The following is a 23,844-nucleotide window of genomic DNA, read 5'->3' as shown; positions in this document are numbered from 1 at the left end:
TGGATTGATGACTATCCACGCATCACGCCCAGCTCGTCATTCGTGATGGTGTCGTCCGGCAGGTCCATCGAGGGTGACGACAGGATGACGCGTGTCGATGCAGCGCGGCATGTGGCCAGCCGCCACGTCGTCATCTATTCGTTGAATACGACGATCCGGTTACGGCCTCGGGCTTTCGCACGGTAGACGGCGGAATCGGCAGCGTGAAGTAAAGCGGCGAGGTCGTCGCCCCGATCCGGTCGCCACGTCACGATGCCGATACTGACGGTCACGCAACCCGGTTCGTTGAGCGCGTGCGCGAGGTTCTGGTTTTCGACGGCAGTTCGAATCCGCTCGGCCACGTCGTACGCGTGCCGTTCGGTTGCATTCGGAAGTACGACCACGAATTCCTCTCCGCCATATCGACACGCATGGTCGCCGGGTTGTCGAAGGTTCTCGACAATGCATCGCGCCACGGCTGCAAGTGCGGCGTCGCCTGCCACGTGGCCATACGTGTCGTTGTAACCCTTGAATCTGTCCAGGTCGATGAACAGCAACGAAATCGGCGTTCGCGCGTGGATTGCCTCATGACATTCGGCCTTGAGGATCCTGTCCAGCAGCCGGCGATTGCTCAGGCCGGTCAGCGCGTCGGTTTCCGCCAGCAATTGCAACTCGGCTTCGATCTGCGCCCGTCGTCGTAGTTGTCCGCCAAGAAGATAGGACAAGACGACGATCAGCGCGCCGAGCGACAACACCAGTATCCCGACGGTCGCTGCACGCTTTCCCCAGGCGCGGTAGATATCGTCATGGGCGGCAGCCACCATGATGATCCATGGCAGGCGCCCCATCTGGGCGAACCAGTAAAGGCGACGTACCCCATCAAGACTGGCCGTCTCGCTGAATGATCCTTCATCCGAGGCCATGAAGCGCTTGAAGGTGGAGGCGCCACTGATATTTCGTCCGATGACAGTCGCCTGGTATGGCACGCGCATCACCATCAGCCCGTCTTTTCCGATCAGCGACGCAGAGCCGCCCGGGCCGAGAGAAAGCACCGACAACAGTTGCCGGAAATAGTCGAGACTGATCATCATGACGACGACGCCGCCAAATTTTCCGGACGGCGCGGGGATCCGCAAGCTCAGCGCGACACATAAATCGCCGTGCCGAGCCCTGGAGTGAAAAGGCGGGCTGAGAAAGAACCCCAGCGCCGGGTGATTACGCTGTGCCGTGAAGTAGATTTGATCGGACAAGTTATTTGCGTGGAGCGTAGCGTCTTCGGAATCAAGTATCACGCGTCCCGACGGGTCAATGGCAAGGATGGAGCCCAGCGTATTCGAGTTCGCCAGGCCGTCGAGCAAGAACTGGCGACGAAGCGTTGGCGGCATGCGCATGATTCGGGTATTTCCCAGCCGGCCGGCGAGCGTTTGCAGCGAACTCTCGTAGAGTTCAAAGTTTCGCTCGATGTCCCGTTGCGCAACGAGCGCGATATTTCTGAGATTCTCACGGGTATACGCGGTAGCGTCACGCCGACTCTGATACAACGAGAGCGCACATATACCCGTCATGAGCATCGCGATGAGCAGGCCGACATAGGGCACGCAACTGGACAACCGTACAGCATGTGTGTGCCGCGGCCAGTGACCCCGCATGGTTTTTCGTTCAAGCATCGAATTTTTGTCGAGTCACACGCGTTGCAGGAGAAAAGGCATCCTGAATCGCGATGCAACCGCTTCGTTGGTTCGTTTGCAAAAATCCCCGTACGCTTAGCTAAGGTAGTCGATTGAGAGAAAACGTAAAGGTCTCGATGCCGGGAGGGCCTTATCGTGAGGGCAGTCGCTCGGCATGGATTCTTGCGATGATGCGTCTGGTGGTAAATCGGTGTTTCGTACATGCAACTCGCCGACAGGGCGACTCCCGATCGTGACGGTGTCGTCGTTGCTTTCCAGTGGTCGACGGCGAGCTCGAACAGGCCATCGCAATTCCGTCGCGAGTCATGACGAGAAGCCCCCGTCAACGGTCGATAGTTCAACGATTTCGGCAGTGATCTGCTCCTGCCTCAAGCGGTGATAGTCCCGGTTCAGGCGTTGCGCGGTGTCGTCGATATTGCGTTTCGCCGCGATCATCGCGCGCATGCGCGCTTCGTTCTCCGCAGCGAACGACAGGATGATGGCCTCGCAAACCTGCGTATAGACATATTCCTCGGCGAGTCTTTCCTGCAGTTGCCGTATCGGGAGCGTGACGACCGGCGGAAAGGCGCGCGTGACCGGTTCGAATCGCCGGAAATCGAAGGGCAACAGCGAAGTCGTCAGGATGGCCGCTTCGCTGATCGCCTGCGGTACACCGTGCACGAGCGTGACATGCGACGCGTTGCCGTGACGCAGGCGACGATACAGCGCATCGATGATCTTCGCCGCGAGATCGGACACGGCATCGGCGTGAACGATCATTTCCGACGACCAGGTCACCGTGAGGCCAAACTCCTCGGCCGCACGCCGTACGCGATCGCCCACGACGAAATACTCGACGGCGCCTGCCGCCGGCCGGCGGATTGCCTGAAGCACACGTTGATTGTAGGTGCCGACGAAACCGTGTTCCGCGCCGATGACGATATAGACATGGGTGTCGCCCGGAAGCGGCGACCCCGGGTTCTCCAGCGGTCGTAGTACGGCAATGCTCATCGCGTCGGCAATCGCAAGGCCGATCAGGTCGGCGCATGCCCGGATTCCCGGCAGGCGCGCGAGTGCTTCTCGCGTGCGTGTCGCGGCGATGCCGCGCATCGCGCTCACCACGGATTCCAGTTCGCGTACCGTACCCAGTCGGTTCTGGACGTCGACGAGCCGATTGCTCATCGCTCGCTCCGGATTTCCGCAGACTGCGGCACGAGATCGCGGACGATGCGAACGAGCTCGGCGCGATCATCGGATGACACTTGGTCGCCGGCAATGAGCACGGCACCGAGCTTGGTCGCAATACCGGTCGAATCGAGGGAGGCGGGAAGTGCGACTCGCACCGCAGCGATCGCCGACGGCGCGCATCCATCGAATACACCGTCGGCCAGCGCAAACAGCAATGCGATCTCGCCTACGGGGCGTAGCGGCGCGAAGCGCGGCTGCGCAATCAATGCGCGAATGCGTTCCCCACGATCGATTTGCGCCTTGATTCGGGTATCGCTGAGCCCGCCGAAGCGCGTGAACATTTCGAGCTCGAGAAACTGCGCGTAATCGAGCCGCAATCGTCCCGACGCAGCTCTCAGCGCCGGGAGCTGGGCCTTGCCGCCGACCCGGCTGATGCTGAGCCCGACATCGATGGCGGGGCGCTGGTTGGCCGCGAACAGGTGGGCGTCGAGCACGATCTGCCCGTCGGTAATCGAGATCAGGTTGGTTGGAATGTAGGCCGCGAGATTCCCGGCATCGGTTTCCGCAATGGGCAGCGCGGTCAACGAACCGCCGCCGCGCTCCGCGGAAAGCTTGGCGGCACGTTCGAGCAAGCGCGCATGCAGGTAGAAGATGTCGCCCGGATAGGCTTCCCGCCCGGGAGGATCTCGCGCCAGCAACGCCAGCTCGCGATGGGTGGCGGCGTGCTTGGTCAGATCGTCGATGACCACGAGCGCGTGCTGACCCCGATCCCGGAAGTATTCCGCGATGCTGAACGCGGCGAACGGTGCGATCCATTGCAGACCGGGCGGATCGGCCGCCGACGCGACGACGAAGATGCAGCGCTCGGGTGCGCCGTGCTGCCGAACCGCGTCGATCACGCGTTCGACCGCGGTGGCCCGCTGGCCGATCGCCACGTACACGCAGATCACGTCGGAATGCTTCTGGTTGACGATCGTGTCGACCGCGACGGACGTCTTGCCCGTTGCACGATCGCCGATGATCAGCTCACGCTGCCCGCGGCCGATCGCGAACAGCGCATCGATCAGGAGGATGCCTGTCTCGACCGGCTGAGAGACCGGTGCGCGTTCGATGATCGACGGCGCGACGCGTTCGATCGGAAGGGACGACGACCATTTCGGCGGCTGGCCGCGATCGAGCGGCCTCCCGAGCGGATCGACGACGCGCCCGAGCAGGTTCGGGCCAACCGGTACTTCGACGACGCGGCCGGTGCCCGATACGCGCGTGCCGGCCGCAATGCCGCGGCCGTCGTCGAGCAACACGCAACTGAGCGTGTCGACGTCCAGCTTGAGCGCGAAACCGAACTGTCCTCCGTCGAACCGCAGCAACTCGTTCAGGCGAACATGCGCAAGGCCGCTCACCCGTGCAATACCGTCAGCGATGTGCTCGACGCGCCCGACCGATTCCGCCTGCGGGGCGAGATTCAGCGCCGCCAGCACGGTTCTGCCGTCGGTCAGCCATGCATCGTCGGTGCCGTCACGGGTGTCGTTCGTCGCCATGGGAAATGAGGTCGCTTGTCAGGGATTCCAGACTATGTCGAAAGCTGTTTCGCACGATGACGTGCGGCGCGACGAGTTCGAGCCCCGCGATCAAGGTCGGATCGACGTCGGCCTGCATCGGCACGTCGTGACCCAGCGCCGTTGCGAGCATCGCGCGACAGCGGGCCAGCTCGTCGTCGCGTAACGTACGCGGGGCGATCAGGCGCAGCATTTCGCCGTCGCGGCCGAGGCCAGTGCGGTCCTCCGCAGGCAATGCCCGGACGGCTTCGGCGAGTGGCTCGATGAAGCCTTCCACCAGCGTGCCGGCCGGGAGTGTCGTGAGCAACCGGGCCGCGATGTCGATCGCAAACTGGCTGGCCCGTGCCGCGTTGGCACGCAGTGCGTCTTTCTTCATCACTTCGACTTCAACCTCGGCGGCTTTTCTTAGCGCATCGGCCTCGGCACGTGCGTCCGCGAGCAGCGACGCTTTAAGGTGCTCAACCTCGGTAGCGGCCGCACTCATTCGTTCCACGCGCATGGCCTCTTGTGCGGCAATGTCTTTGGCCGCCTCGTCGCGATCCCGCTGCGCGGCATCGCGGGCGGCCGCGGCATCCTGCATCAGGCGCGCAGCGGCTTGCTGACGATCCGCCATGATCCCGGCAACCGGCTTGAATAGAAAGCGCGACAGCAGCCAAATCAGGACGAGGACGTTGATCGTCTGGAAGCCGAGTGTCCACCAGTCGATTCGCATGGCCAATGCTTACTTGGTAAACGGATTGGCGAACAGAACGAGCAGGGCGACCACGAGACAGTAGATCGCCATGGTTTCGATCATGGCCAGGCCGACAAACAACGTTCGCGAAATCGTACCGGCCGATTCCGGTTGGCGCGCCAATGCATCCATCGCGGCAGCGACGGCGCGGCCCTCGGCCAGTGCCGGGCCGATTGCGCCGAAGGAAACGGCGATCGCGGCCGCGATGATGCTTGCCAGTTGAATCCAGTTGTTCATGATGTTCCTTGCGGTGGATGCGACGCGGGCGCGCCTTCGCTGCCGAGCGCGGCGCCGATGAAGACTGCCGCGAGTACCGTGAAGATGTACGCCTGAACCGCGCCTGTCAGCAGGTCGAGCGCCATGAGCGGAATCGGAACCAGCAGGCCAGCGAGCGACAGTACGATGCCGATCATGAACACGCCGCTCATGACGTTGCCGAACAGGCGCACGATCAGTGAAAAGGTACGGGTTATCTGCTCGACCAGATTGAGCGGAATCATGATCCAGGTCGGTTGTGCGAACGACGCAAGATACCGGGCGAGCCCGCGCTCGCGGATGCCGTAAAGTACCGTCGACACGAAGACGACGCCGGCAAGGGCGGCGTCGGTTTCCAGATGGGCGGTAGGCGGCTCGACACCCGGGATCACGCCGGACCAGTTGCACGTCAGGATGAACAGGAACAACGTTCCGAGCAACGCCCTGCAACGCGCGGGTTCAACTTGCATCGTGTCCTGCAACTGGCTGTCGAGTGTCGAGACGAACAACTCGGCCGCCGTCTGGAGTTTGCCCGGCGTCAGCGACAGTCGCCGACGCATCGCGACCGCGGCGACGCCAATGAGCGCCATCAGCACCCAGGTGGTTGCCACCGGCGTCGAGACGGGCACCTCCCCGATGCGAAACAGCGGTTCGGTCATGAGCGGTGAATGCATCATGACGAACCTCCCGGCAACCGGATCATCACGCGGCGAGCGAGCATGATGCCGACGAGGCCGCTCAGCAACGCACCGTATCCGATTTGCGCGAGGCCAAACAGCACCAGGGCGAGCGTGCCGAAGCGAACGAGATGCACGATGACGGCGATGCCGATGGCTTCCCTTGCATACCAGCGCACGTTGGCGAGTAGCGACGCGAAATAGGCAAGGCCGACGATCCCGCCGGTTATTCCGCCGGCGGCAGTCTGGAGGGGAAGGGACAACGTCTGGATCGGTATCATGTTTCAGCTCCCTGGACCCTGGCGATGCATCCAGCGCCATGCGGACCACAGACCGAACGCCGCGCCCAGCATCAGCAGCGGTGCGGAGAAGAACACGCCGGTATGAAAATGCCGGTCGAGCCAATGCCCCAGCCATAACGCCAGCAAGGCCGGAATCACGATCATCCAGCCAAGCATGCCGATCTGTCCGAGTCGGGAGCCCAGTGTCGGCTCCGGCACGTCACGCGCCTGCCTGTCGCGCTGGACGGCGCGTTGAGCGGTCTGCTCGAGTACCGGTGCGCCGGGCTCGCGGGTTTTCGCCTCCGGGCCGGATCGGGCAGGCGCGTCCTTTCGGGGTTCACCGCTCATGTCCGGCGCCCTCGTTGGTACCGTCAGCGCGGGCTGCCATGTCCGGCGCACCGGGACGCAGATACTTCAGTATCTGCCGAATGGCTTGGGCATTGAGGCGTGTTTGCTCGACGCGCACTCTGCGCGCCGCATCGAGACGCGATTCGCGGGTTTCCCGCACGCGGGCTTGCAGTGTCTCGAGCGCATCGCCGAGTTCGCCGTCACGGCACGCGATACTGATGTCCGTGCCGTTGACGACCCGCAACACGCCGCTGCTTACCGCGCAAAACCGGCGCGTGCCGTCCGCAGTCCGCCAACGGATGACACAGGGTGACAGCACGGTCAGAAAATCGGTATGCCCGGGCAGAACACCGAAACTGCCGGTCGCATCCTCCGCACGGAAGGCAACGACATCCGGTGTATCGACCAGCATTCCGGCGGGCGTCGCGATGGTCAGGTGGAGCGCGGTGCTCATGATGTTTCCCGTTCCCGCTTGCGGGCTTCGTCAAGCGTCCCGATCATGTACAGCGATTGTTCCCGCCACGCGTCGCATTCGCCGTCGAGAATGGCGCGGCATCCGGCAATGGTGTCGTCGACCGCGACGGAGCGGCCCGGCACACCCGTGAACGCTTCGGTGACGGCGAACGGCTGGGTCAGAAACCGCTGCAGACGGCGGGCCCGGCCGACGATCCGGCGGTCGTCCGCGCCCAGTTCCTCGATGCCTAGCAGCGAAATGACATCCTGAAGCTCGCGGTAATGCTCGATCGTGCGCCGCACGTCGGTTGCGACCTGAACGTGTTCGGCGCCGACCACCAGCGGATCGAGCAGGATCGACGACGACGTGATCGGATCGATCGCCGGATACATGCCTTCGGCGGCCATCGTGCGCGACAGGACGACCATGCTGTCGACGTGCGCGGCGATGGTCGTGACGGCAGGGTCCGTGAAATCGTCCGCCGGAACGTAAACCGCCTCGATCGCCGTGATCGAGACGCCGCCGACGGACACGATGCGCTCCTGCAACGCCGCCACTTCGCTCGCCAGCGTCGGCTGATAGCCGACGCGTGACGGGAGCCGCCCGAGCAAACCCGACACTTCGGCGCCGGCCTGGACGAAGCGGAACACGTTGTCCATCAGGAGCAGCACGTTCTGGTGCTGTTCGTCGCGGAAATATTCCGCGACGGTCAGGGCGGTCAGCGGAACCCGCCAGCGCGCGCCTGGCGGCTCGTTCATCTGGCCGTATACGAGCACGGTCTTGGGCAGCACACCGGAATGCTGCATGTCCACCAGCAGTTCATGGCCTTCTCGCGAGCGCTCCCCGACGCCGGCGAACACCGATATTCCCTTGTAGCGCTCGACCATCGCATGAATCAGCTCCATGACGAGGACGGTCTTGCCCACGCCGGCGCCGCCGAACATCGCTGCCTTGCCGCCCCGGGCGAGCGGGGCGAGGAGATCGACGACCTTGATGCCGGTCGCGAAGATGCCGGTTGCGCTGTCCTGGGAGGACAACGCCGGTGGCGATTGATGAATGGGACGGCGCTGGACGTCGATCGGAAGCGGCTCGCCCTGGTCGCCCGGCGTACCCATCACGTCGATCAGGCGCCCGAGGACGGCGTTGCCAACCGGAACCGCGATCGGCTGACAGGACGCTTGCGCCGACGCGCCTCTCGGCAATCCGCTGGTCGACTGCATCGCCAGTGCGCGGACGGTCCGCTCGTCGAGGTGCGCTTGCACTTCCGCAACGATCGAGCTGCCGCCTTCGATTTCGACCGAGATCGCAGTGTTCACTGGCGGCAGTACGCCTGCCGTGAATGCGAGATCGACGACCGCGCCGCGAACGGCGACGACGCGTCCGGGAAGCTGCGGGCTGGAAACACTGGCGATCGATGCGTTGTTCATCGGTATTCGTCGCGATTGGGGGCGCACGGGCACGGGTCCGTGCAGTACGGAGCCGAGCCGCGGGCAAAAGCCATGGCCAATATGTACTGCGACGCTTCCTGCCGACGATTGATCGTGATCAAGGAGCTTGCGGGCGGGGCGGCTGAGAGGCGAGGGTATGGACGTTCACGTCAAATTGGCGGTGATACCCGGCAATCCGCACTGTGACGACCAGATTGATGCACATCAACGAGCCGGTGCAATCGTCGCCTAACCTCGATATCGGAAACGTTGGCAAGCGCCGGCTGTCGGGCGCGAGACTGAAACAGCTACGAGGAGCCGACAATGCACGCCATTGACGTCATGACACCCACAATCATTTCCGTGAAACCGGACATGACGGTTCAACAAACGGCAGCGCTGCTCGTCGAGAACGGAATAAGCGGTGCGCCCGTGATCGACGCGAATGGACGTCTGGTCGGAATGATCAGCGAGTCGGATCTGGTGCGCCGCGTGGAAATCGATACAGACAGGCCGCATCGCGCCTGGTGGCTCGAGCTGCTGACTGCCCGTCGCGACGATGCAGCCGACTATGTGAAAACGCATGCGCATCTCGTGAAAGATGTCATGACGAAGCACGTCGTTACCGTCCAGGAAATGACGCCGATCGACGAGCTGGCTCACATCCTCGAGAAGGCGCACATCAGGCGGGTTCCCGTCGTGCGCGGAAACGAGGTCGTTGGAATCGTGAGCCGGGCGAATCTGGTTCAGGCGCTTGCGATTTCGCCGTCGACGCCGAACCAGCAGCAGATTTTGAGCGATCGCGAGATTCGAGGCATGCTGTTGGCCGAGATCGCAGGCCGCAAATGGAGCTTTCCCGGTCGAAACGTGATCGTCAAGAACGGGATCGTCCATCTTTGGGGCTACTACGCGTGGGCACCGAACGAGGTGCAGGCGATGCGCGTCGCGGCCGAGGGAATTCCGGGCGTCAAGGGGGGTGAAGATCATACGGGCACGTCGCATTCAGGCGTGTAGAACGTCATGACCGTGACTGCGCGGCGCTCGACGTTCTCGACACGCGCCATACACACGGCGTAATCGATGCAGGCGAGTACAAGGAGCGGCGCGCCGATCTGAAGCGTTGAAGTTCCCGCGCGCGGAACTGGTCCTTGCCTGGCGGGAGGACATGATGTCCAGTAACTTTCGAATTCGTGTGCTGGCCGTGGCTGCGGCGGTCACATTGCTCAGAGTCGCCACGCCGGTGTCGGCACAAGCCTCTTCGGGCGACTCGGACCTGCCGGGCATGATGGGCGGCTACGGCATGGGCCATGGCATGATGGGTGGGTTCGCCAATGGCGCGGCCGGTAGCGATTGGACGCGTGGCTCAATGACATACGACCAGGTCCAAGCCTTCATCCGCGACGGCGACCGTCAAGGCAGGGTCGATATCAAAACCAATACGATAACTTTCGATGCGCAAGAAGTCACGATCGACATGGTCGCCGGTCAACCGGGACATGATGACGAGACGTTCGAAGTTCGCGGCTTGACAAACCCCACGCTGATCGTGCCCGCCAAGGCAGTGGTTCACCTCAATCTGGTGAATATGGATTTCGGAGCCAACATGGAACACGGCTTGATCTTGACGCCCGAGCCGCCGCCCTATCCGTACATGGCGATGATGGCGACCGGCCCGGGGCTCGCTCGGATCATGCCGTTGCTGCCGTGGCGCAGCAAGAAGACGCTGGCGCAGGCCACGTACGCAAAGCTGTCGACTACGTTCGTAGCTGATGAAGCCGGCACATTTTGGTATGTGTGTCCGACGCCGCAGCATGCCAAAGAAGGCATGTTCGGCAAGTTCGTCGTGCGTTGAGTGCTGAGAGGGAGACATTCGCGGTGGGGACTGTGGCTGCTGCTGTCGTCCGCCATTGATATTGCAATCGTCTCGGTGCTCGTACTGTCAGGTACGCTAATGGACACGTTGCCGTGGTCGCTCGTGGGAGCGGTTACAACGACTGTGATCTGGTTTGCGCTGATTCTGGATCAACTGAAGATACCGGTCGAAGCGGCGCTACGGCTTGGCTAGACCAAGCGAACCCGGCGTGGCGAGAAGCGGCCGGCGCTGACATCCGACCGACCGCCTGCGGGTGTCCTTCAGCCCTTCGGTTGAAGCGTAAGAACGATGCTCACCGGCGTCGCGCCGTCGATATCCCGTGGCATCGGGTCTGATTTCTCGACGGCGGCCAGCACGGCACGGTCCCACTGCGGATTGCCGCTGGGCGTGCACGTGACAGCGATGACAGCAGATGGATTGCCTGGAATCTGGAATGGCGCGATGACGTTGGCGCGCACCAGGCGGGCTACCGTCTTTGCATAGTCCTGAGAGGCAGCAACGTCAATCTTCGGCGGACGCACGCCGGCGATGTCCTGCAGTGCCGCGAGCCGCGCGGTACGTTCGCGCTCAATTTCACCGTCTGCTTGCGCAGCAATGGTCGTGGCGATCGGCAACCGAGGCCGGCGTGCTGCAATGACGCTAATCCTCAAGGCTGGCGCCTTCAAACGCTGGGGGTTGGTGGTGATCCTGTGATGATCGCGCACAACGGGCACCAGCACGTTCACGGTCCCGGGGTGGGTAGACGGAGTCCAAACGCGTGATGCCGACGCCGGGTTGGCCGTAGGCTGGGCCGACGTGTTCAACAGCAACGGCTTGCCGGGCGCGTGAATCACCGTGCCCGAGCGCGTGGGAGCGTGATGGTGCGACAGGCCTGCGCTGAAAATCACCATCGCCGCCAGCAAGACGTGTAGAGCCACCGCCAGTCCAATCGCTCGCCCCGTGCCGTCCTCGCGAGGCGGCCAAACTGGCAAGTTGAATTTCGTGCTCATGGCTGCTTAGCGCCGGCCTGCGCCCCCGTGAGCGCGCCTCGAGCCGGTGCTCCGTTCGCGACTCATTTCAGTTTAGTCGCTGCACGGAAGTAACGCACAATGGGTGCCTGCCGGCGGACTTCCGGCGACCATTCGATTTCATTTGGTACTCCATTGCAAAAACGTGAGAACGGTGGCCACCGGCGTTACCCTGTTTTTCCATCATTGGCACACGTTGGCGAGTCGACGAACGGCCGTTGTACTCTGCGGGAGTTGCCGCGAATTTTGTGCGGGACCGAATGGTGCTTCAGGGTGGCAGATTCAACCGGCCACCACCGGCAGCTGCCGGCCATGAAGTAGCATTCATCGGTACCCGTATCCGGACGCTCAGGCTCCAAATCCGTGCTGCAAGCGGCCATTCGATTCGCGACGACGAATGGCGCGCCATGCGACGCTATAAACAGATGACGCATCCGACACAAGCCAGACAAATGCCAAGGAATCGTTCTTCGCTATTTGCCCAATCGTCGGTTGAAAGGGGCGCAGATCGCCATCGGAACGCATCTTCGTGACGAGGCCAACACGGATCGTTGACATTCATCAACGCCGTGGTGTTGGTGCACTTAGAAATCGGGCGGCGGATGACCAATATTAAAGTATCGAAACTGGCTTTCGCGCTTGCTGTCGGGGTGAGGCGGTAGGCCGAATCGCAAATGAATTTCACTTTCCGGTGCGGAGATTGAGATGCCGTTGCTCGGGCCGCGTAGTGCCATAACCGTCATCCTTCATGAGCACGACCAGTTATCCACCGTGATCGAGGGCATGCGGCGCTTTGTCCACCTGCTTGTTGCAGGTGCCCCCGCCCCGGGCTCCATAGTGTTTCGGGCAATGCTTTACTACGTCCGAGAATACCCGCAGCAGGTACATCATCCTACCGAGGATCGCTACCTGTTCAGGCCTTTGCGCGATCGAACCGATGAGTTCGACAGCGTCCTTAATGAATTGGAGTCTCAGCACGATCGAGGCGACATGAAGTTGAGAAATCTGGAGCACGCGCTGACCCGGTACGAGTTGAAAGGCGCGTCTGCGCTTCGTACGCTCGGCGCGCTGATGGATGATTATGCGGAGTTCTATGCGGATCACCGGTGTCTGGAAGAGACACTGATTTTGCCAGCCGCCAAACGTCTGTTGACAATGGATGACTGGGCAGGGATCGACGCCGCCTTTGGAGCCAATCGCGATCCGTTCGATGGGTCAAAGCTTGAAGATGATTTGGGGAAATTGTTCTCGATGATCGTCAATGCCGTCCCGGATCACGAAGCTAGCTGATCGGTTGCATCGATCGACGGACAGCCAGGTAGCAGGATCTGTCAGCATGCATTTCGATTAGGATTTTTGAGTACCAGATTCGATGCAGGAGGGCATATGCAAGCCACTCACCATTTTCATTTGGAACTGCGGCACGCAAGTGTGCCCACCTATGTCGCCAGTTACGCCTTTCCGATCCTGTTGTTGGCATATGAAGTTCTCAGGGTGGGCAGGTGGATCGCCGAATTCGGAATGAACTTCTCGAACTTCCGGTTCATGGGCTATGAGTTCCTGCTGATGCTCGTGTTCGTTGCGCTTCAGGTCGTCTTTGAAGGCGTTTTCCTGATTGGAGCCTGGATCAGCCGAAATCACGATTTCGAACATCGTGTCGGAAATCTCATGGCCGGCCTCGGCTGCTCGCTGGTCGTAATCGGTTTCGACCTGGCATTGCAATACGCGGTATAGCGCAAGTGCTGCAGGCCAGTTGTCGGCTGGCCGAAATCGCGAGCATCTTGACGGCTAACGTGACTCCAGCCACTCTGCGACGGCCTTCGCTTGATCGGTGTTCAGCGTGTGCGCGACGGCAGTCATGACCGGCGCATTTGCACGTGTTCCATTCCTGAAGACTTCAATCTGGCGAAGCAGATAATCCGTGTGCTGGCCAGCAAGCCGCGGGAACTGGCCAACTCCCTGGCCCTCTGCGCCGTGGCATGAGGCGCACGCGGGGGTTCCGCGATCGGGCACGCCATGTTCGAAGATTTCCTGTCCCTTCGACATCGTTGTCGGGTCGCCCGGTGCACCGCGCACCGGCTCCTGGTGCGAGTAATAGTCGGCCAGCGATGCGATCGTCGCGTCGTCGAGTTGCGACGCGATTGCCCACATGTACGAACGGGCATCCGTCTCGCCGCGCGCATGTTCACGGAATCCTTTGAGCTGCGCAGTCAGATACTCTGACGTCTGAGCGCTCAGCCGCGGAAATATCGGCGATTCGCTGTGTCCATGTACGCCATGGCAAGCAGCGCAAAGCTGGGCCGCGAGTCGCGCGCCGTCTTCGGCGCGAGCGATGGAGGGTGCCCCGACAAGGATCGCGACGACGCCGAGGGCCGGTGCCAGTGTCATGGGCAAACGAAGCCAGTTTGCCGGAACGGCAACGAGCCGACAGAAAATCATGCGCATGAGTTACCTCGCAGGTCAGAAGACAAGCCAGGCGAGCAGATACAACGTGTTGTTGTCGCTGGCGTTCCGTCCGCTTCCGTCATAGTTGAAGCGTGCACCATTGAACTTGAGGAACCACGTGTATTGCACGGACAGCTTCACTTGCGGCATCGGCAGGTAGTCGAGTTCGAGAATGATGCCCCGTGTATCGGGCAGGCCATTTGCACTCCCCGTCACTGGAACGGCGCCATACAGCCCCGCATCCGCATTTCCTGTCGTCGTGAAGTACCCAAGCGACGCTCCGTACTTGCGCTGGTAGTAATACGATGCCTTGAGCTTGAGGGTATTCAGGTGGTCCGTCGGATTGGTGGGCGTCGGTCCTGCACCGATCCCGCCGCTCGGGAAACTTGCGCTCCAGTCTTGCTTTTCGTGAATGAATGCGATCTGGGTCGTGAATGCATGTGACAGCGTGAGGTACTGATACTGAGCGTCCAGGCCGACATCGGTGAAGCGATCGGTTGGGGTCGTCGGGAGGGTGTTGTCCGGATAGACGTCAGCGACCATGCCGAAGGTGCCCACCTCGAGAGAATGCGGCCCGAACTCGCGGTTGTAAGCAAGCCGCCAGTACGGGTTTGCGCCCTTCAGTCTCTTGACGCCACCGGGCGTAGCAGTGTCCTGGCCAGTCCGGAACACGGAAAACATCTGGTCAGCCGTACGATAAAAGCCGAACTCCGCATAGACGGTGCGGTTCCAGAAAGCGTAGGCGGAAATGCCGACAACCTGTTGTGCGAGACCACCATCGATAAGCGTACTCGCGGTCGGTGTCAGAGAAATGCTGCTCGACGCATACGGAAAACCAAATGCAGGGGTGGTATTCCAGACATCTGAGACTGTTGGGTTATTGTTGACGGTTACGCCATAAATGAAATCAATATCGTCGCGGGTGAAATGGCCGGCAGCGCGAATATCGGTATTGTCGATTCCGCTATGGTGAGCAATGCCGTCGTACGTCCACTGTGCGAACGCACCGACTGGGCCAGCTATGCGTCCACCGTAGAAGAGACTCGCCTGCTGTAACACGACGTCTTGGTTGCGAGCGAAATCGTAGTTGGTATTGTTGATGCTGCGGGTGTTTGTTTGAGATACCTGCACCATCCCTGCGAGTGGGATCGTCCACTTGTTCGACAGCGTGTAGGCGGTCAACTTGAAGAAACGGCCGAAGGGTGTCAACTCAGGGAAGCTGACATGACACGCGACGCAGGCGAGCCCGGTCTGTCGCGCGAACGCCGGCACTGCCATGGCATCGGGGGAAAACGGCAGCGTCGCAACAGCCAGCAGAAACAAGGCAACGAAATACCTTCTGATCCGATTGGCCATAGCGTCCTCTTCGTCGTTCTTCTCGATGGTCCCGCATCCGAATTCGTTTGCAACGAAGCCGGTATGTTGCCGTCGGCGCATTTTCTTGGAGTGTTTTTTAGGATAGAAGGAAATGCCGCTTCGTCAACTCGAAAGATGCAGCGTATACGTCGGTCGAATAAGGGCCCGCGTCAGCCTCTGTATCGGTCTATGAGCGTTACCGCGGTCTTAACGCTGAGCGCACCGCACACGACCCAAATGTAGGGGCAGCGAGTCGAGGAAATCTGATCGAAGTCAAGAAAGCTTCAACCCTTGGTGTAATCACGGTGCATGGCGTCTGGAGCGCCGCACGTTGAAAGGGTGTGCTGGCAGACGATGTGGATGGTGTCGTGAGAGAACAGCAGCTGGCGTTCCGGTGGAAACGAATGGCCGGTAGGGATGGTGGATTCAACCGGTCGCGTCGCCTCGGAACGGCCGTTTTCGGTCGTGTGCAGATCCTGACGTCGGGATCTGTACGCGACCGTGAGATAAGCCAATTCCGCCGCATGGTGGGTGCGCGCAAGAACGGCTGGAGGCGAATGGTTCGGCGCGCTCGTTGCCAGATGCGCCGAACCGGACGATCACTGCCCGACAGCGCCGCTCGCGGGACCGCCGGACCAGCCGTGCATGTAGCCGGGCCCCATGCCCATCCCCATTCCTTTCCCGCGATGCATGCCGCGCATGGGCGGGCCGTCAGGGAGCTTGATTCCGCGCGCCTTCGCTCGCTTCTGCATCTCGGCATGATGTTCCGTGCGGATTTTCTCGCGCTCGGCATCCGATGCTGCCGCGAGCATCCGCGTACGGTATTCGGTCCGCTCGGCCGGCGTCATCAGCTGACTGCCATAAATCATGCCTCCCGACTCGACACCAGGGCCTGGAGCAGGCTGGCGAGGCTGGGCGTTGGCAAGGCAAGCCGTCATCGCAATCGCGACGCCGACCAGGAACGAAACGGTGAACCTGTTTGCTCTGGACATGATGGTCTCCAAGTCGTTTGCATGATTCCAACGGTACGCAAAACGGGCGGGCGGTCCTTTGTCGCAGGTCAAGTCTGTCCGAGCGCCCATCAATACCATTGAATACATGCCGGAGATCACGCCGTTGTCAAACGCGCGCTGCATCATCGCACGTCGCAGAGTCGATACGTCGTGAGCCGTCCAGATTCTCTCGCCTCGGAGTGGCCCAGCCATGTCGAACTCGTTGCGTTACCGTGAAAGAACCGCCGAAGTCGCCGAGCAGATGCGCAAGCTTCGGCAGTCACAGCCAGAACTCCTGTCCGCCTTCGGCGCGTTGGGCGCGGCCGGTACCAAAGATGGCGCACTGACAAAAAAGACACGCGAGCTCATCGCGCTGGGCATCGCGATCTCGTGCCGCTGCGACGACTGCATCGGCTTCCATATGCAATCGTTGATCAAGCTGAAGGCGACGCGTGAGGAGGTCGAGGAGGTTGCTGGTGTCGCCGTCTACATGGGGGGCGGCCCATCGATGATGTATGCGGCACATGCGCTGGTGGCGTTCGACGAGCTTTCGACCTGAATACAGGCGATCCTGGCTGCCGGAGACGCGTGCATGAGCCTTCGTGTCCGCTTGCAACTATCCGGCTTTGCTCAACCTTGGAACGTGACCTGAATCGTGATGTCAAAAAATCCCGACGTTGTTTCGGGAGCCGTCGCTGAAGCGACGCCCGCGATGGCTGCCGCGGCCACGCGAAGTACCTGGGTGAGCGTTGCGGTCAACCTTGTGCTGAGCATCGGACAAGTGACGGTCGGCATCCTGTCACGATCCCAGGGCCTGGTGGCGGACGGGATTCACTCATTGTCCGATCTCGTCGCGGATTTTGTCGTGCTGCTGGCCGGTCACCATAGCCGCAAGCCCGTCGACGAAAAGCATCCTTACGGCCATCAGCGCTTCGAAACCGGCGCGTCGCTCGCACTCGCGGCGATCCTGCTGCTGGTCGGGGGCGGGATGCTGTGGTCCGCCATCCAGAAGCTCGAGCATCCGGAAGCGATCGCGCGCGTCCACGTCACGGCGCTCTGGGTGGCGCTCGTCGCGCTCGCTGCGAAGGAAAGCCTGTTCCGTTACATGCTCGCGATCGCAACACGGGTGAAGTCGAGCATGCTGGTCGCCAACGCATGGCATGCGCGTTCGGATGCTGCATCTTCGCTGGTGGTGGCGTGCGGCATCGTCGGTAACCTGCTTGGCTTTCCGCTGCTCGACCCGGTCGCAGCGCTGATTGTCGGCGGGATGATCGTGAAAATGGGCGCCATGTTCGGTTGGGATGCCCTGCATGACCTGATGGACCGGGCGGCCGATGCTGAAGATGTGCAGGCGATCCGCGCAACGCTGGTTGCAACACGGGGCGTGCTTGACGTGCACGACCTGCGCACGCGCAAGACCGGCGATTTGATCCTCGTCGACGTGCATCTCGACATCGACGCCGATCTCACCGTCGCGCAGGGTCACGACATTGCGGTGGACGCGCGTGCGCGCGTGATGAAACATCACCGTGTCCTGAATGTCATGACGCACGTCGATCCAAGGAAGCACGAGAACCTCCCCGAGGTCGCATCCGGGATGCGCGTCCGGTAGCTTGGAGCGACTGGCCTATGTACCCGATCGAAAGATCGCGTGCGCGGCGTGTCACTCGGAACCGCGCGGATGATGGCTGCGTCTGAACGTCAAGCGACGTTCATTGACGAGCGCACGCCAATCGAGCTTCATCAGCGCGAAGACGAGGCCGAGCAGAGCCAGTTGCGTGACGATGAAGTAGCCGCCGAGATACGTGCCTTCGAGTTCCGATTCCACGTCTAGCCGGGTCGATGCAAAGCGGCCGAGATGCGCCCAGATTGCATAGGTCGTTGCGCGGCCGACGAAGAACGCCGCCGCGATGATTCTGAGCGGCAACCCGGAAAGCCCGTATGCAATGAAGAGGTAGTTCGACGGCAGCGGGCTCAAGGCGTAGAAGAAGAACGCGCCGGCGGTGAGCGTCCGGTGCTGTCGCAGCCAGCGCGTGGCGACGTTGATATTCTCACGGTCGGATTCCCGCATCCAGCGGGAGCGGACGAGCGATCTCGCGTAGGTTGCCAGAATGACACGGCCGGTCGTCGCCGCGCCGGCCGCCACAACGGCAAAGATGAACGGATTGCCGTCGGGCAGGTTGAACCCGACCCACGACATCGCCATCCACGTGGGCGGGGCGAACGCCGGCATGAGATTCAGCAGAAGAATCAGCACGAAGAGTACAGCCAGCGTCTGCACGATATCGACTCCAGGCGATCCGATGTCACGGCTCGAGTTTGCTGAGGAAAGGGGCCGATGGCTTGACTCACGTCAAGCAACGCGGCGTGCCGGTCGTTCACGGGAGGCCCTCGGTCCTGACCCATGTCAACAGTCGAAGCGCGGCGCTTCCTAGACTGGTACCACGTCGTCCCCAACCGGAACCGGATGCGGCGAACACCGCCATGCACGGCGATCGGAGCAATGGTCATGTCCCGAGTCTCCTGGTCGATCGATCTCGTGTTGCTGATCCTGGCGGCCGCCACGCTCGCCGGCGGCGGCGTATGCGTGGCGTTCGGCCAGCCGTCTCTCGCGCGATTCGCCTGGCTGCTGGGTACGCTGCCGGTCCTGCTCGCGTTGACGGTCTCGCTGTTCAAGGCCGTGATTAGGCGGCAGGCGGGCATCGACGTGCTCGCCTGGCTCGCGATCGCGCTGGCGATCGCGCTCGACGAGACGCTTGCGGCGGCCGTGATTGCGTTGATGCTGGCGAGCGGGCGGACGCTGGAGCGGTATGCGCAGGACCGCGCGCAACGCGAGATGAGCGCATTGCTCGGACGCGCCCCCCGGCAGGCGACCCGTTTCGAGAACGGAGAATGGCACTCGGTTGCGCCGGACACCCTTGTCCCCGGTGACAGGCTGCTCGTGCGGAGCGGCGAGTTCGTGCCCGTCGACGGTACGTTGACCGGCGACGCGGAACTGGACGAAGCCATGCTGACGGGCGAATCGTCCATCCAGCGGCGCCGTTCCGGAGAAAACGCATGCAGCGGCGTGGTCAACGCCGGCGCGCCGTTCGAGATGGTTGCCCGCACGACGGCGGGCAACAGCACGTTTGCCGGTATCGTCCGCATGGTCGAGCGCGCGCAACGCGAGCGCGGCCCGTCCGTGCGTCTCGCGGATCGCTACGCCGCGTTCTTCGTGCTCGCATCGCTGCTCGTCGCGGGCATCGCATGGCTGTTGACCGGCGACGTCGCACGTGCGCTTGCCGTGCTCGTCGTGGCCTCGCCGTGTCCGTTGATCCTCGCCGTGCCGGTCGCCATTGTGTCCGGCATGTCGCGTTGTTCGAAACGCGGCATTCTGGTCAAAGGCGGGGGGGCGCTGGAGCGTCTTGCGCAAGCGACGACTCTGTTCTTCGACAAGACCGGAACGCTGACGGGAGGACGGGCACGTATCGTTGCGATCGAGTGCGGCGCGGACGTCGCAGCGGACGATGTGCTGCGTTTTGCTGCGTCGTTGGCCCAAGCGTCGGGCCACGTCATTTCGGACGCGCTGACGGTCGCGGCGCGCGAACGTTGCATCGACCTGTCGTTGCCGTCGGCTGTCATCGAAACGGCCGGCGAAGGCGTGACGGGTAGGGTCGACAACCGGACCGTTGCGATCGGCAAGTTCGAATACGTGTCGGCACGCGCGACGAATGCACCGTGGAGCGACGCATTCCTGGCGCGCGTCGTCAGCGAGGGCGGGGCTGCGGTATTCGTCGGCGTGGATAGCGTCATGATCGGTGCGATTCAAATGGCCGACCAGGTGCGACTGGAAACACCGCGAGCATTGCGGCTGCTCAAGCGCGAAGGCGTCGAGCGTCTCGTCATGCTGACCGGCGATCGGCACGACATTGCGCAGGCCGTCGGCGAACTGCTGGGCGTCACCGATGTACGCGCGGAGCAGACGCCGGCGGACAAGCTTGCCGCTATCCAGGCTGCCCGCCAGGAGGGCGTGACGATCATGGTCGGTGACGGTGTGAACGACGCGCCGGCGCTGGCCGCGGCCGACGTCGGCATCGCGATGGGTGCGCGGGGAGCGGCCGCGTCATCCGAAGCCGCCGACGTGGTCTTGCTGGTCGATCGGCTGGATCGACTCGTGGATGCGATGCGCATCGCACGTCGATCCCGCCGGATCGCGCTCGAGAGCGTGGTGATCGGGATGTCCTTGTCGGTCGTCGCGATGACGATCGCGGCGGCGGGATTCCTGCCGCCGATTGCCGGTGCAGTGATTCAGGAAGTCGTCGACGTCGTCGTCATCGTCAATGCGCTACGCGTGTTGCTGGTGCGTGCGAGGCCGACGGGAGCCGGGTTGGCGGATATCGACGTCGAGCAACTCAGGCGCGAGCACACGGCATTGTTGCCGTTGCTGGACCAGATCAGGGATTTCGCGGATCGCTTGCCGAAACTGTCTGGGGGCGCCATCGCTGGCGAACTGGCTGGCATCATCGATGCGCTCGACGAACGGCTGCTGCCGCACGAACGCGCCGACGATCTGGAGGTCTATGCGCGTCTTGCCCCGCTGCTCGGCGGCGAGGATCCACTGGCGGCGATGAGCGGCGCACACCGGGAGATCTTCAAGATGGTCCGCTCGCTCAGGCAGACGGTTGCGGACCTGCCGCGCGACGGAACGAACGCCATGCAGGTGCAGGCGATACAACGCTTGCTGTACGGGCTCGAAGCGATCGTGCGCCTGCATTGCGCCCTGGAGGAGGAGCTGTTCCACGCTGTGGGTGCGGATGCGTGACGACGAAGCGCGTCACGCACGCGACGCATGGACGAGCAGGACCGGCGTTTTGGTGATGCGCGCAACGCGTCCGGCCACGCTGCCAACGAGCCAGCCCGTCACGCCTCGCCGCCCGTGAGTGCCCATGACGATCATGTCCGCATTCCATTCGAGCGCGTCGCGCACGATCAGATGGGAAACGTCCGCGCCGGTTCGATCTGCGTCAATAAGTTGCGACTGCGCATGTCTGGCCATGCCTTCGAGTATGGCCGTGGCACCCTCAAGCACATGATTTCCTTCGCCGATCAATGCTTCTTCCAGTGCCCCGCCAAGGACGAAGTCGCCCAACATTGGGGGGCGATCAACCACGTATATCGCACGGAATTCGGTGTATGCCCGCGAGAATGTCAACCCTGTCCGCAATGCGTCGAGTGCAACCGCGCTTCCGTCGACGGCGAACAGCATCCGCCGTGGCAGGTGCTCGGCAACCGACGCGAAACCTTCCGGAACGATGAGCAGCGGGCATCCGATGAGTTTGCCGAGCGGGCCGGAAACTGTCCCTTCGACCCATCCGAGCAAGCCATGATGCTGACGTGCGCCGACGATCAGGAGTTCGGCTCGCCAGGTTTGCGCGCTGTCGGCCAGTGCATTCACGACATCCCCGCCACGTGTGGCGAGGTCGATGACTTCCGTGTCGATGATGAGATCGTCGCGATCCATTGCGGCTTTGGCGCGCGACACCGCATCGGATGCATCCCTGAGCAACTCGACGCGCGCGGATTCGAGGAACGCCATGGTTTTCGATCCGAGCGGGACGAGTGTTCTCGGATTTTCGGCAACGCTAATGATGTGCACCGCTGCATTCGAAGGGAGGAGCGCTTTGGCATAGGCGAGTGCATGAGCGGATGCGCTCGAACCGTCGACCGCGATCAGCACTCGCAGCGGAGCGGGGACGGCCTGGACGGGTGAAGTGGTGGTGCTCATGAATGTCTCCCGGTGGCAACCGACGGTCTTGTACACGGCAATTTTTCGCGCGGACAGCTCTTACCTGGTTGACCTTCGTCAAGCACGTTCGCCGTAGCAGTGCCGACATGGTTCACGTTCGACTGAATTACGAGCACACGTTCTGAATGCGTTTGGTGACCTGCTATCGGACGAATTCGTCTGGTGATGAATTCCGGGTTAAACGCCGATTGCAAGCGAATCGGTCACGTTCGCGCAAGAATGGTTATAGAGACGGTCGACAATCTTTGGCGTGGGCGTGCTGGTTGGAAGTGACTGGACATCGACATACCGGAACCACTGACACAAATTGATTTCTTTGCCTGGCCGCAGATCGGATTGGGTGGGAACGTCGGTGACGAAGACATGATGAAGCTTCGACGACCCAACGAACTGAAAAGCGTAGGTCAGCTTCAACCCGATCAAGCCGGTTTCTTCCTTGAGTTCACGACTCGCCGCCTCCACAGGGGATTCGTCTGACTTGATGATGCCGCCCGGCAGCGTCCATCGTGATGCCGTTCGTGCTACTAGCAGTACGCTTTCCTGGGAGCGACAAATAATGGTGGCACGTTCCGTGACGCCAGCGGAGTTCAATCGGGGACACATTAAATCAGTAACGTCGGCCAGTATGAATGTAAGAGGGATGGTCGAGAGTATCGCAGGTTCTGGGAAGATTTCGCGTGAATGGCTCACCTTTTGCAAAGCCGGTGCAAATATCGACTATCGACACGGCCGCATGCGGTCCACAACGCACATGGCAATGATGTCGCTTGCTACGGCATGCGTGAGCATTCCCTGACCGCTGTGCATGTCGTTCAGTTGCGATCGCCAGAAGAAGAGGCGCGTTGGGCGACGCGCGTGGGCAAGGGCAGAATGCGCGGCAACACGTTCTCGGACTTGAAAAGCTTGTGTGCTAGCGCGCCGAGGACGTGCAAGCCGACCAGCGCGGCGAGGCCGTATGCCGCCAATGCGTGCAGTTCTCCCAGCCAGTGCGACAGTTCTCGATTCCGTTGCACGAGATCGGGCAGCGAGAAGAGCCCGAAGCAGTTGGCGGTGTGGCCGGCCGCATTTGTTTTCATCCACCCTAGCACGGGAATGGTCAGCATCAGCACATAAAGCAACCCGTGAACGCTGCGTTCCGCGAAATGTTTTAGCGTGCCGGCCGAGTTGATCGACGGCGGCAACTGGCGACGCATGCGTAGGCGATTAGCGACACGGATTGCAACGAGGCCGAGAATGGCGATGCCGATCGACTTGTGCAGGCTGACGAGATCTTCATTGTCGTCCAGCAGCAGACCGACGATCAAATTACCGATCAGCGCGACAGCCAGCAGCCAGTGCAGCAGGCTGATCGACAGCGGGTAGCGGGTGACTGTTTTCATGGCGAGAAAACCTCTTTCGTGGCGAAAGCGTCCGGTCGACGTTATCCGAGCAGGTCGTGATAGTGCTTCTTCGTGCCGTTGATCCGTCGCAACGCCTGCTTGGCAGCCGACAGATCGTTCGCCTCGATCGCACGGTCAACGTCAGCCAGCTCGCCCTGCAGCGTGCGCATACCTTCGTCGTAGGTCGACTGGTCGTTGCGATAGCGCTGTCGGCTGGCTTGTTGCGCATCGCTTTCGAGCCGGGTCACATAGCCTTTCATTTCAGGGATCGTCCGGCTGTTCACGGCCCCCTGCATCGTGTGCTTCATGTCCCGCATCAGCGTCTTGATCTCGCCGGCGCAGGCCGGCGCGGCAGCCACGGAAAGCAGCACGGCCAGCGCTGCGCAGAATCGGAGTCGGAACGACGGGCTGTTCATGGTCATCATTCGGTTGCGGATATTGG

Annotated in this window: 27 protein-coding genes; 7 read left to right on the top strand and 20 right to left on the bottom strand. The window is 61.9% G+C overall.

Annotation, left to right across the window (positions count from 1 at the left end):
• Positions 1 to 134: 134 nt before the first annotated feature.
• From QZM67_RS12335 to atpD, 10 genes are all read right to left on the bottom strand, one after another.
• Positions 135 to 1,577, bottom strand: a complete 1,443-nt coding sequence (locus QZM67_RS12335) for a diguanylate cyclase (RefSeq protein WP_301803251.1) — start codon at positions 1,575 to 1,577, stop codon at positions 135 to 137.
• A gap of 393 nt (positions 1,578 to 1,970) precedes the next feature.
• A complete protein-coding gene (locus QZM67_RS12330; protein ID WP_301803248.1) occupies positions 1,971 to 2,828 on the bottom strand; it encodes a F0F1 ATP synthase subunit gamma in 858 nt (285 codons plus the stop codon).
• On the bottom strand, positions 2,825 to 4,372 hold the full coding sequence (locus tag QZM67_RS12325; protein ID WP_301803245.1) for a F0F1 ATP synthase subunit alpha: 1,548 nt from the start codon (positions 4,370 to 4,372) through the stop codon (positions 2,825 to 2,827). Before QZM67_RS12325 ends, QZM67_RS12330 begins: the two co-directional genes overlap by 4 nt.
• Complete coding sequence (locus QZM67_RS12320; RefSeq protein ID WP_301803242.1) at positions 4,350 to 5,102, bottom strand: F0F1 ATP synthase subunit B; 753 nt, start codon at positions 5,100 to 5,102, stop codon at positions 4,350 to 4,352. The genes QZM67_RS12325 and QZM67_RS12320 overlap by 23 nt, the downstream gene beginning before the upstream one ends.
• A 9-nt stretch (positions 5,103 to 5,111) precedes the next feature.
• The gene (locus QZM67_RS12315; RefSeq protein WP_124619152.1) at positions 5,112 to 5,360 is read right to left on the bottom strand and encodes a F0F1 ATP synthase subunit C; all 249 of its coding nucleotides are present in this window, start codon (positions 5,358 to 5,360) and stop codon (positions 5,112 to 5,114) included.
• Positions 5,357 to 6,055 (bottom strand): F0F1 ATP synthase subunit A, encoded by a 699-nt coding sequence (locus tag QZM67_RS12310; RefSeq protein ID WP_301803239.1) that lies wholly within the window; start codon positions 6,053 to 6,055, stop codon positions 5,357 to 5,359. Before QZM67_RS12310 ends, QZM67_RS12315 begins: the two co-directional genes overlap by 4 nt.
• Positions 6,052 to 6,336 (bottom strand): ATP synthase subunit I, encoded by a 285-nt coding sequence (locus QZM67_RS12305; protein ID WP_301803237.1) that lies wholly within the window; start codon positions 6,334 to 6,336, stop codon positions 6,052 to 6,054. The genes QZM67_RS12310 and QZM67_RS12305 overlap by 4 nt, the downstream gene beginning before the upstream one ends.
• Positions 6,337 to 6,339: 3 nt before the next feature.
• Positions 6,340 to 6,684: an AtpZ/AtpI family protein gene (locus QZM67_RS12300; protein WP_175221189.1), complete on the bottom strand. Its 345-nt coding sequence runs from the start codon at positions 6,682 to 6,684 to the stop codon at positions 6,340 to 6,342.
• Positions 6,674 to 7,138: a F0F1 ATP synthase subunit epsilon gene (locus QZM67_RS12295; protein ID WP_301767216.1), complete on the bottom strand. Its 465-nt coding sequence runs from the start codon at positions 7,136 to 7,138 to the stop codon at positions 6,674 to 6,676. The genes QZM67_RS12300 and QZM67_RS12295 overlap by 11 nt, the downstream gene beginning before the upstream one ends.
• Complete coding sequence (atpD, locus tag QZM67_RS12290; RefSeq protein WP_301803225.1) at positions 7,135 to 8,565, bottom strand: F0F1 ATP synthase subunit beta; 1,431 nt, start codon at positions 8,563 to 8,565, stop codon at positions 7,135 to 7,137. Before atpD ends, QZM67_RS12295 begins: the two co-directional genes overlap by 4 nt.
• 324 nt (positions 8,566 to 8,889) lie before the next feature.
• Between atpD and QZM67_RS12285 the strand changes: the two genes are divergently transcribed.
• On the top strand, positions 8,890 to 9,579 hold the full coding sequence (locus QZM67_RS12285; protein ID WP_301803224.1) for a CBS domain-containing protein: 690 nt from the start codon (positions 8,890 to 8,892) through the stop codon (positions 9,577 to 9,579).
• 106 nt (positions 9,580 to 9,685) lie between these two features.
• Positions 9,686 to 10,417 (top strand): hypothetical protein, encoded by a 732-nt coding sequence (locus QZM67_RS12280; protein WP_301803221.1) that lies wholly within the window; start codon positions 9,686 to 9,688, stop codon positions 10,415 to 10,417.
• 281 nt (positions 10,418 to 10,698) lie between these two features.
• Here the strand turns inward: QZM67_RS12280 and QZM67_RS12275 are convergent, their stop codons facing one another.
• Positions 10,699 to 11,427: an energy transducer TonB gene (locus QZM67_RS12275; RefSeq protein ID WP_301803220.1), complete on the bottom strand. Its 729-nt coding sequence runs from the start codon at positions 11,425 to 11,427 to the stop codon at positions 10,699 to 10,701.
• A gap of 366 nt (positions 11,428 to 11,793) precedes the next feature.
• A complete protein-coding gene (locus QZM67_RS12270; RefSeq protein ID WP_301803218.1) occupies positions 11,794 to 12,003 on the bottom strand; it encodes a hypothetical protein in 210 nt (69 codons plus the stop codon).
• A gap of 147 nt (positions 12,004 to 12,150) precedes the next feature.
• On the opposite strand from QZM67_RS12270, the gene QZM67_RS12265 reads away from it, so the two are divergent.
• Both QZM67_RS12265 and QZM67_RS12260 read left to right on the top strand, forming a co-directional pair.
• Positions 12,151 to 12,735 (top strand): hemerythrin domain-containing protein, encoded by a 585-nt coding sequence (locus QZM67_RS12265; RefSeq protein ID WP_301803217.1) that lies wholly within the window; start codon positions 12,151 to 12,153, stop codon positions 12,733 to 12,735.
• 96 nt (positions 12,736 to 12,831) lie between these two features.
• Complete coding sequence (locus QZM67_RS12260; RefSeq protein ID WP_301803214.1) at positions 12,832 to 13,179, top strand: hypothetical protein; 348 nt, start codon at positions 12,832 to 12,834, stop codon at positions 13,177 to 13,179.
• 54 nt (positions 13,180 to 13,233) lie between these two features.
• Here QZM67_RS12260 and QZM67_RS12255 read toward each other — a convergent pair whose 3' ends face one another.
• The 3 genes from QZM67_RS12255 to QZM67_RS12245 all read right to left on the bottom strand — a co-directional run bounded on the left by QZM67_RS12255 (position 13,234) and on the right by QZM67_RS12245 (position 16,238).
• Positions 13,234 to 13,890 (bottom strand): cytochrome c, encoded by a 657-nt coding sequence (locus tag QZM67_RS12255; RefSeq protein WP_301803211.1) that lies wholly within the window; start codon positions 13,888 to 13,890, stop codon positions 13,234 to 13,236.
• A 15-nt stretch (positions 13,891 to 13,905) separates the two neighbouring features.
• The gene (locus QZM67_RS12250; RefSeq protein WP_301803778.1) at positions 13,906 to 15,168 is read right to left on the bottom strand and encodes a cytochrome C; all 1,263 of its coding nucleotides are present in this window, start codon (positions 15,166 to 15,168) and stop codon (positions 13,906 to 13,908) included.
• A 677-nt stretch (positions 15,169 to 15,845) separates the two neighbouring features.
• The gene (locus QZM67_RS12245) at positions 15,846 to 16,238 is read right to left on the bottom strand and encodes a hypothetical protein (RefSeq protein WP_301803208.1); all 393 of its coding nucleotides are present in this window, start codon (positions 16,236 to 16,238) and stop codon (positions 15,846 to 15,848) included.
• A gap of 211 nt (positions 16,239 to 16,449) precedes the next feature.
• On the opposite strand from QZM67_RS12245, the gene QZM67_RS12240 reads away from it, so the two are divergent.
• Together QZM67_RS12240 and QZM67_RS12235 are read left to right on the top strand one after the other, a co-directional pair.
• Positions 16,450 to 16,797 carry a carboxymuconolactone decarboxylase family protein gene (locus tag QZM67_RS12240; protein WP_034202910.1) on the top strand — a complete coding sequence of 116 codons (348 nt, stop codon included), beginning with the start codon at positions 16,450 to 16,452 and terminating at the stop codon, positions 16,795 to 16,797.
• Between the two features lie 99 nt (positions 16,798 to 16,896).
• Positions 16,897 to 17,850 (top strand): cation diffusion facilitator family transporter, encoded by a 954-nt coding sequence (locus tag QZM67_RS12235; protein ID WP_301803204.1) that lies wholly within the window; start codon positions 16,897 to 16,899, stop codon positions 17,848 to 17,850.
• 51 nt (positions 17,851 to 17,901) lie between these two features.
• On the opposite strand, the gene QZM67_RS12230 is transcribed toward QZM67_RS12235, so the two are convergent.
• A complete protein-coding gene (locus QZM67_RS12230) occupies positions 17,902 to 18,519 on the bottom strand; it encodes a hypothetical protein (RefSeq protein WP_301803203.1) in 618 nt (205 codons plus the stop codon).
• A gap of 228 nt (positions 18,520 to 18,747) precedes the next feature.
• Between QZM67_RS12230 and QZM67_RS12225 the strand changes: the two genes are divergently transcribed.
• A complete protein-coding gene (locus tag QZM67_RS12225; protein WP_301803776.1) occupies positions 18,748 to 21,039 on the top strand; it encodes a heavy metal translocating P-type ATPase in 2,292 nt (763 codons plus the stop codon).
• A 12-nt stretch (positions 21,040 to 21,051) separates the two neighbouring features.
• Here QZM67_RS12225 and QZM67_RS12220 read toward each other — a convergent pair whose 3' ends face one another.
• The 4 genes from QZM67_RS12220 to QZM67_RS12205 form a co-directional block, all read right to left on the bottom strand.
• A complete protein-coding gene (locus tag QZM67_RS12220) occupies positions 21,052 to 22,002 on the bottom strand; it encodes a universal stress protein (protein WP_301803201.1) in 951 nt (316 codons plus the stop codon).
• A 198-nt stretch (positions 22,003 to 22,200) separates the two neighbouring features.
• Positions 22,201 to 22,626, bottom strand: coding sequence for an NUDIX hydrolase (locus QZM67_RS12215; protein WP_301803774.1), 426 nt, complete (start codon positions 22,624 to 22,626; stop codon positions 22,201 to 22,203).
• A 209-nt stretch (positions 22,627 to 22,835) separates the two neighbouring features.
• The gene (locus tag QZM67_RS12210; protein ID WP_301803198.1) at positions 22,836 to 23,402 is read right to left on the bottom strand and encodes a cytochrome b; all 567 of its coding nucleotides are present in this window, start codon (positions 23,400 to 23,402) and stop codon (positions 22,836 to 22,838) included.
• A 41-nt stretch (positions 23,403 to 23,443) separates the two neighbouring features.
• Positions 23,444 to 23,710 carry a cytochrome b562 gene (locus tag QZM67_RS12205; RefSeq protein ID WP_301803195.1) on the bottom strand — a complete coding sequence of 89 codons (267 nt, stop codon included), beginning with the start codon at positions 23,708 to 23,710 and terminating at the stop codon, positions 23,444 to 23,446.
• Positions 23,711 to 23,844 lie beyond the last annotated feature (134 nt).

The sequence above is a fragment of the Burkholderia sp. AU45251 genome (genome assembly GCF_030482905.1).
Classification (GTDB): Bacteria; Pseudomonadota; Gammaproteobacteria; order Burkholderiales; family Burkholderiaceae; genus Burkholderia; species Burkholderia aenigmatica.
The sequence above is the reverse complement of the archived record's forward strand: the minus strand, read 5'-3'. Positions and strand labels throughout refer to the sequence as shown.

Coding starts and splice junctions, on each gene's coding strand:
- QZM67_RS12255 (WP_301803211.1), bottom strand. CDS start 13,890: ATGCGCATGATTTTCTGTCGGCTCGTTGCCGTTCCGGCAAACTGGCTT.
- QZM67_RS12245 (WP_301803208.1), bottom strand. CDS start 16,238: ATGTCCAGAGCAAACAGGTTCACCGTTTCGTTCCTGGTCGGCGTCGCG.
- QZM67_RS12270 (WP_301803218.1), bottom strand. CDS start 12,003: ATGTCAACGATCCGTGTTGGCCTCGTCACGAAGATGCGTTCCGATGGC.
- QZM67_RS12220 (WP_301803201.1), bottom strand. CDS start 22,002: ATGAGCACCACCACTTCACCCGTCCAGGCCGTCCCCGCTCCGCTGCGA.
- QZM67_RS12260 (WP_301803214.1), top strand. CDS start 12,832: ATGCAAGCCACTCACCATTTTCATTTGGAACTGCGGCACGCAAGTGTG.
- QZM67_RS12240 (WP_034202910.1), top strand. CDS start 16,450: ATGTCGAACTCGTTGCGTTACCGTGAAAGAACCGCCGAAGTCGCCGAG.
- QZM67_RS12205 (WP_301803195.1), bottom strand. CDS start 23,710: ATGAAGCACACGATGCAGGGGGCCGTGAACAGCCGGACGATCCCTGAA.
- QZM67_RS12250 (WP_301803778.1), bottom strand. CDS start 15,168: ATGGCAGTGCCGGCGTTCGCGCGACAGACCGGGCTCGCCTGCGTCGCG.
- QZM67_RS12265 (WP_301803217.1), top strand. CDS start 12,151: ATGCCGTTGCTCGGGCCGCGTAGTGCCATAACCGTCATCCTTCATGAG.
- QZM67_RS12315 (WP_124619152.1), bottom strand. CDS start 5,360: ATGAACAACTGGATTCAACTGGCAAGCATCATCGCGGCCGCGATCGCC.
- QZM67_RS12295 (WP_301767216.1), bottom strand. CDS start 7,138: ATGAGCACCGCGCTCCACCTGACCATCGCGACGCCCGCCGGAATGCTG.
- QZM67_RS12285 (WP_301803224.1), top strand. CDS start 8,890: ATGCACGCCATTGACGTCATGACACCCACAATCATTTCCGTGAAACCG.
- QZM67_RS12330 (WP_301803248.1), bottom strand. CDS start 2,828: ATGAGCAATCGGCTCGTCGACGTCCAGAACCGACTGGGTACGGTACGC.
- atpD (WP_301803225.1), bottom strand. CDS start 8,565: ATGAACAACGCATCGATCGCCAGTGTTTCCAGCCCGCAGCTTCCCGGA.
- QZM67_RS12215 (WP_301803774.1), bottom strand. CDS start 22,626: ATGTGTCCCCGATTGAACTCCGCTGGCGTCACGGAACGTGCCACCATT.
- QZM67_RS12325 (WP_301803245.1), bottom strand. CDS start 4,372: ATGGCGACGAACGACACCCGTGACGGCACCGACGATGCATGGCTGACC.
- QZM67_RS12225 (WP_301803776.1), top strand. CDS start 18,748: ATGTCCCGAGTCTCCTGGTCGATCGATCTCGTGTTGCTGATCCTGGCG.
- QZM67_RS12210 (WP_301803198.1), bottom strand. CDS start 23,402: ATGAAAACAGTCACCCGCTACCCGCTGTCGATCAGCCTGCTGCACTGG.
- QZM67_RS12305 (WP_301803237.1), bottom strand. CDS start 6,336: ATGATACCGATCCAGACGTTGTCCCTTCCCCTCCAGACTGCCGCCGGC.
- QZM67_RS12235 (WP_301803204.1), top strand. CDS start 16,897: ATGTCAAAAAATCCCGACGTTGTTTCGGGAGCCGTCGCTGAAGCGACG.
- QZM67_RS12320 (WP_301803242.1), bottom strand. CDS start 5,102: ATGCGAATCGACTGGTGGACACTCGGCTTCCAGACGATCAACGTCCTC.
- QZM67_RS12310 (WP_301803239.1), bottom strand. CDS start 6,055: ATGATGCATTCACCGCTCATGACCGAACCGCTGTTTCGCATCGGGGAG.
- QZM67_RS12300 (WP_175221189.1), bottom strand. CDS start 6,684: ATGAGCGGTGAACCCCGAAAGGACGCGCCTGCCCGATCCGGCCCGGAG.
- QZM67_RS12275 (WP_301803220.1), bottom strand. CDS start 11,427: ATGAGCACGAAATTCAACTTGCCAGTTTGGCCGCCTCGCGAGGACGGC.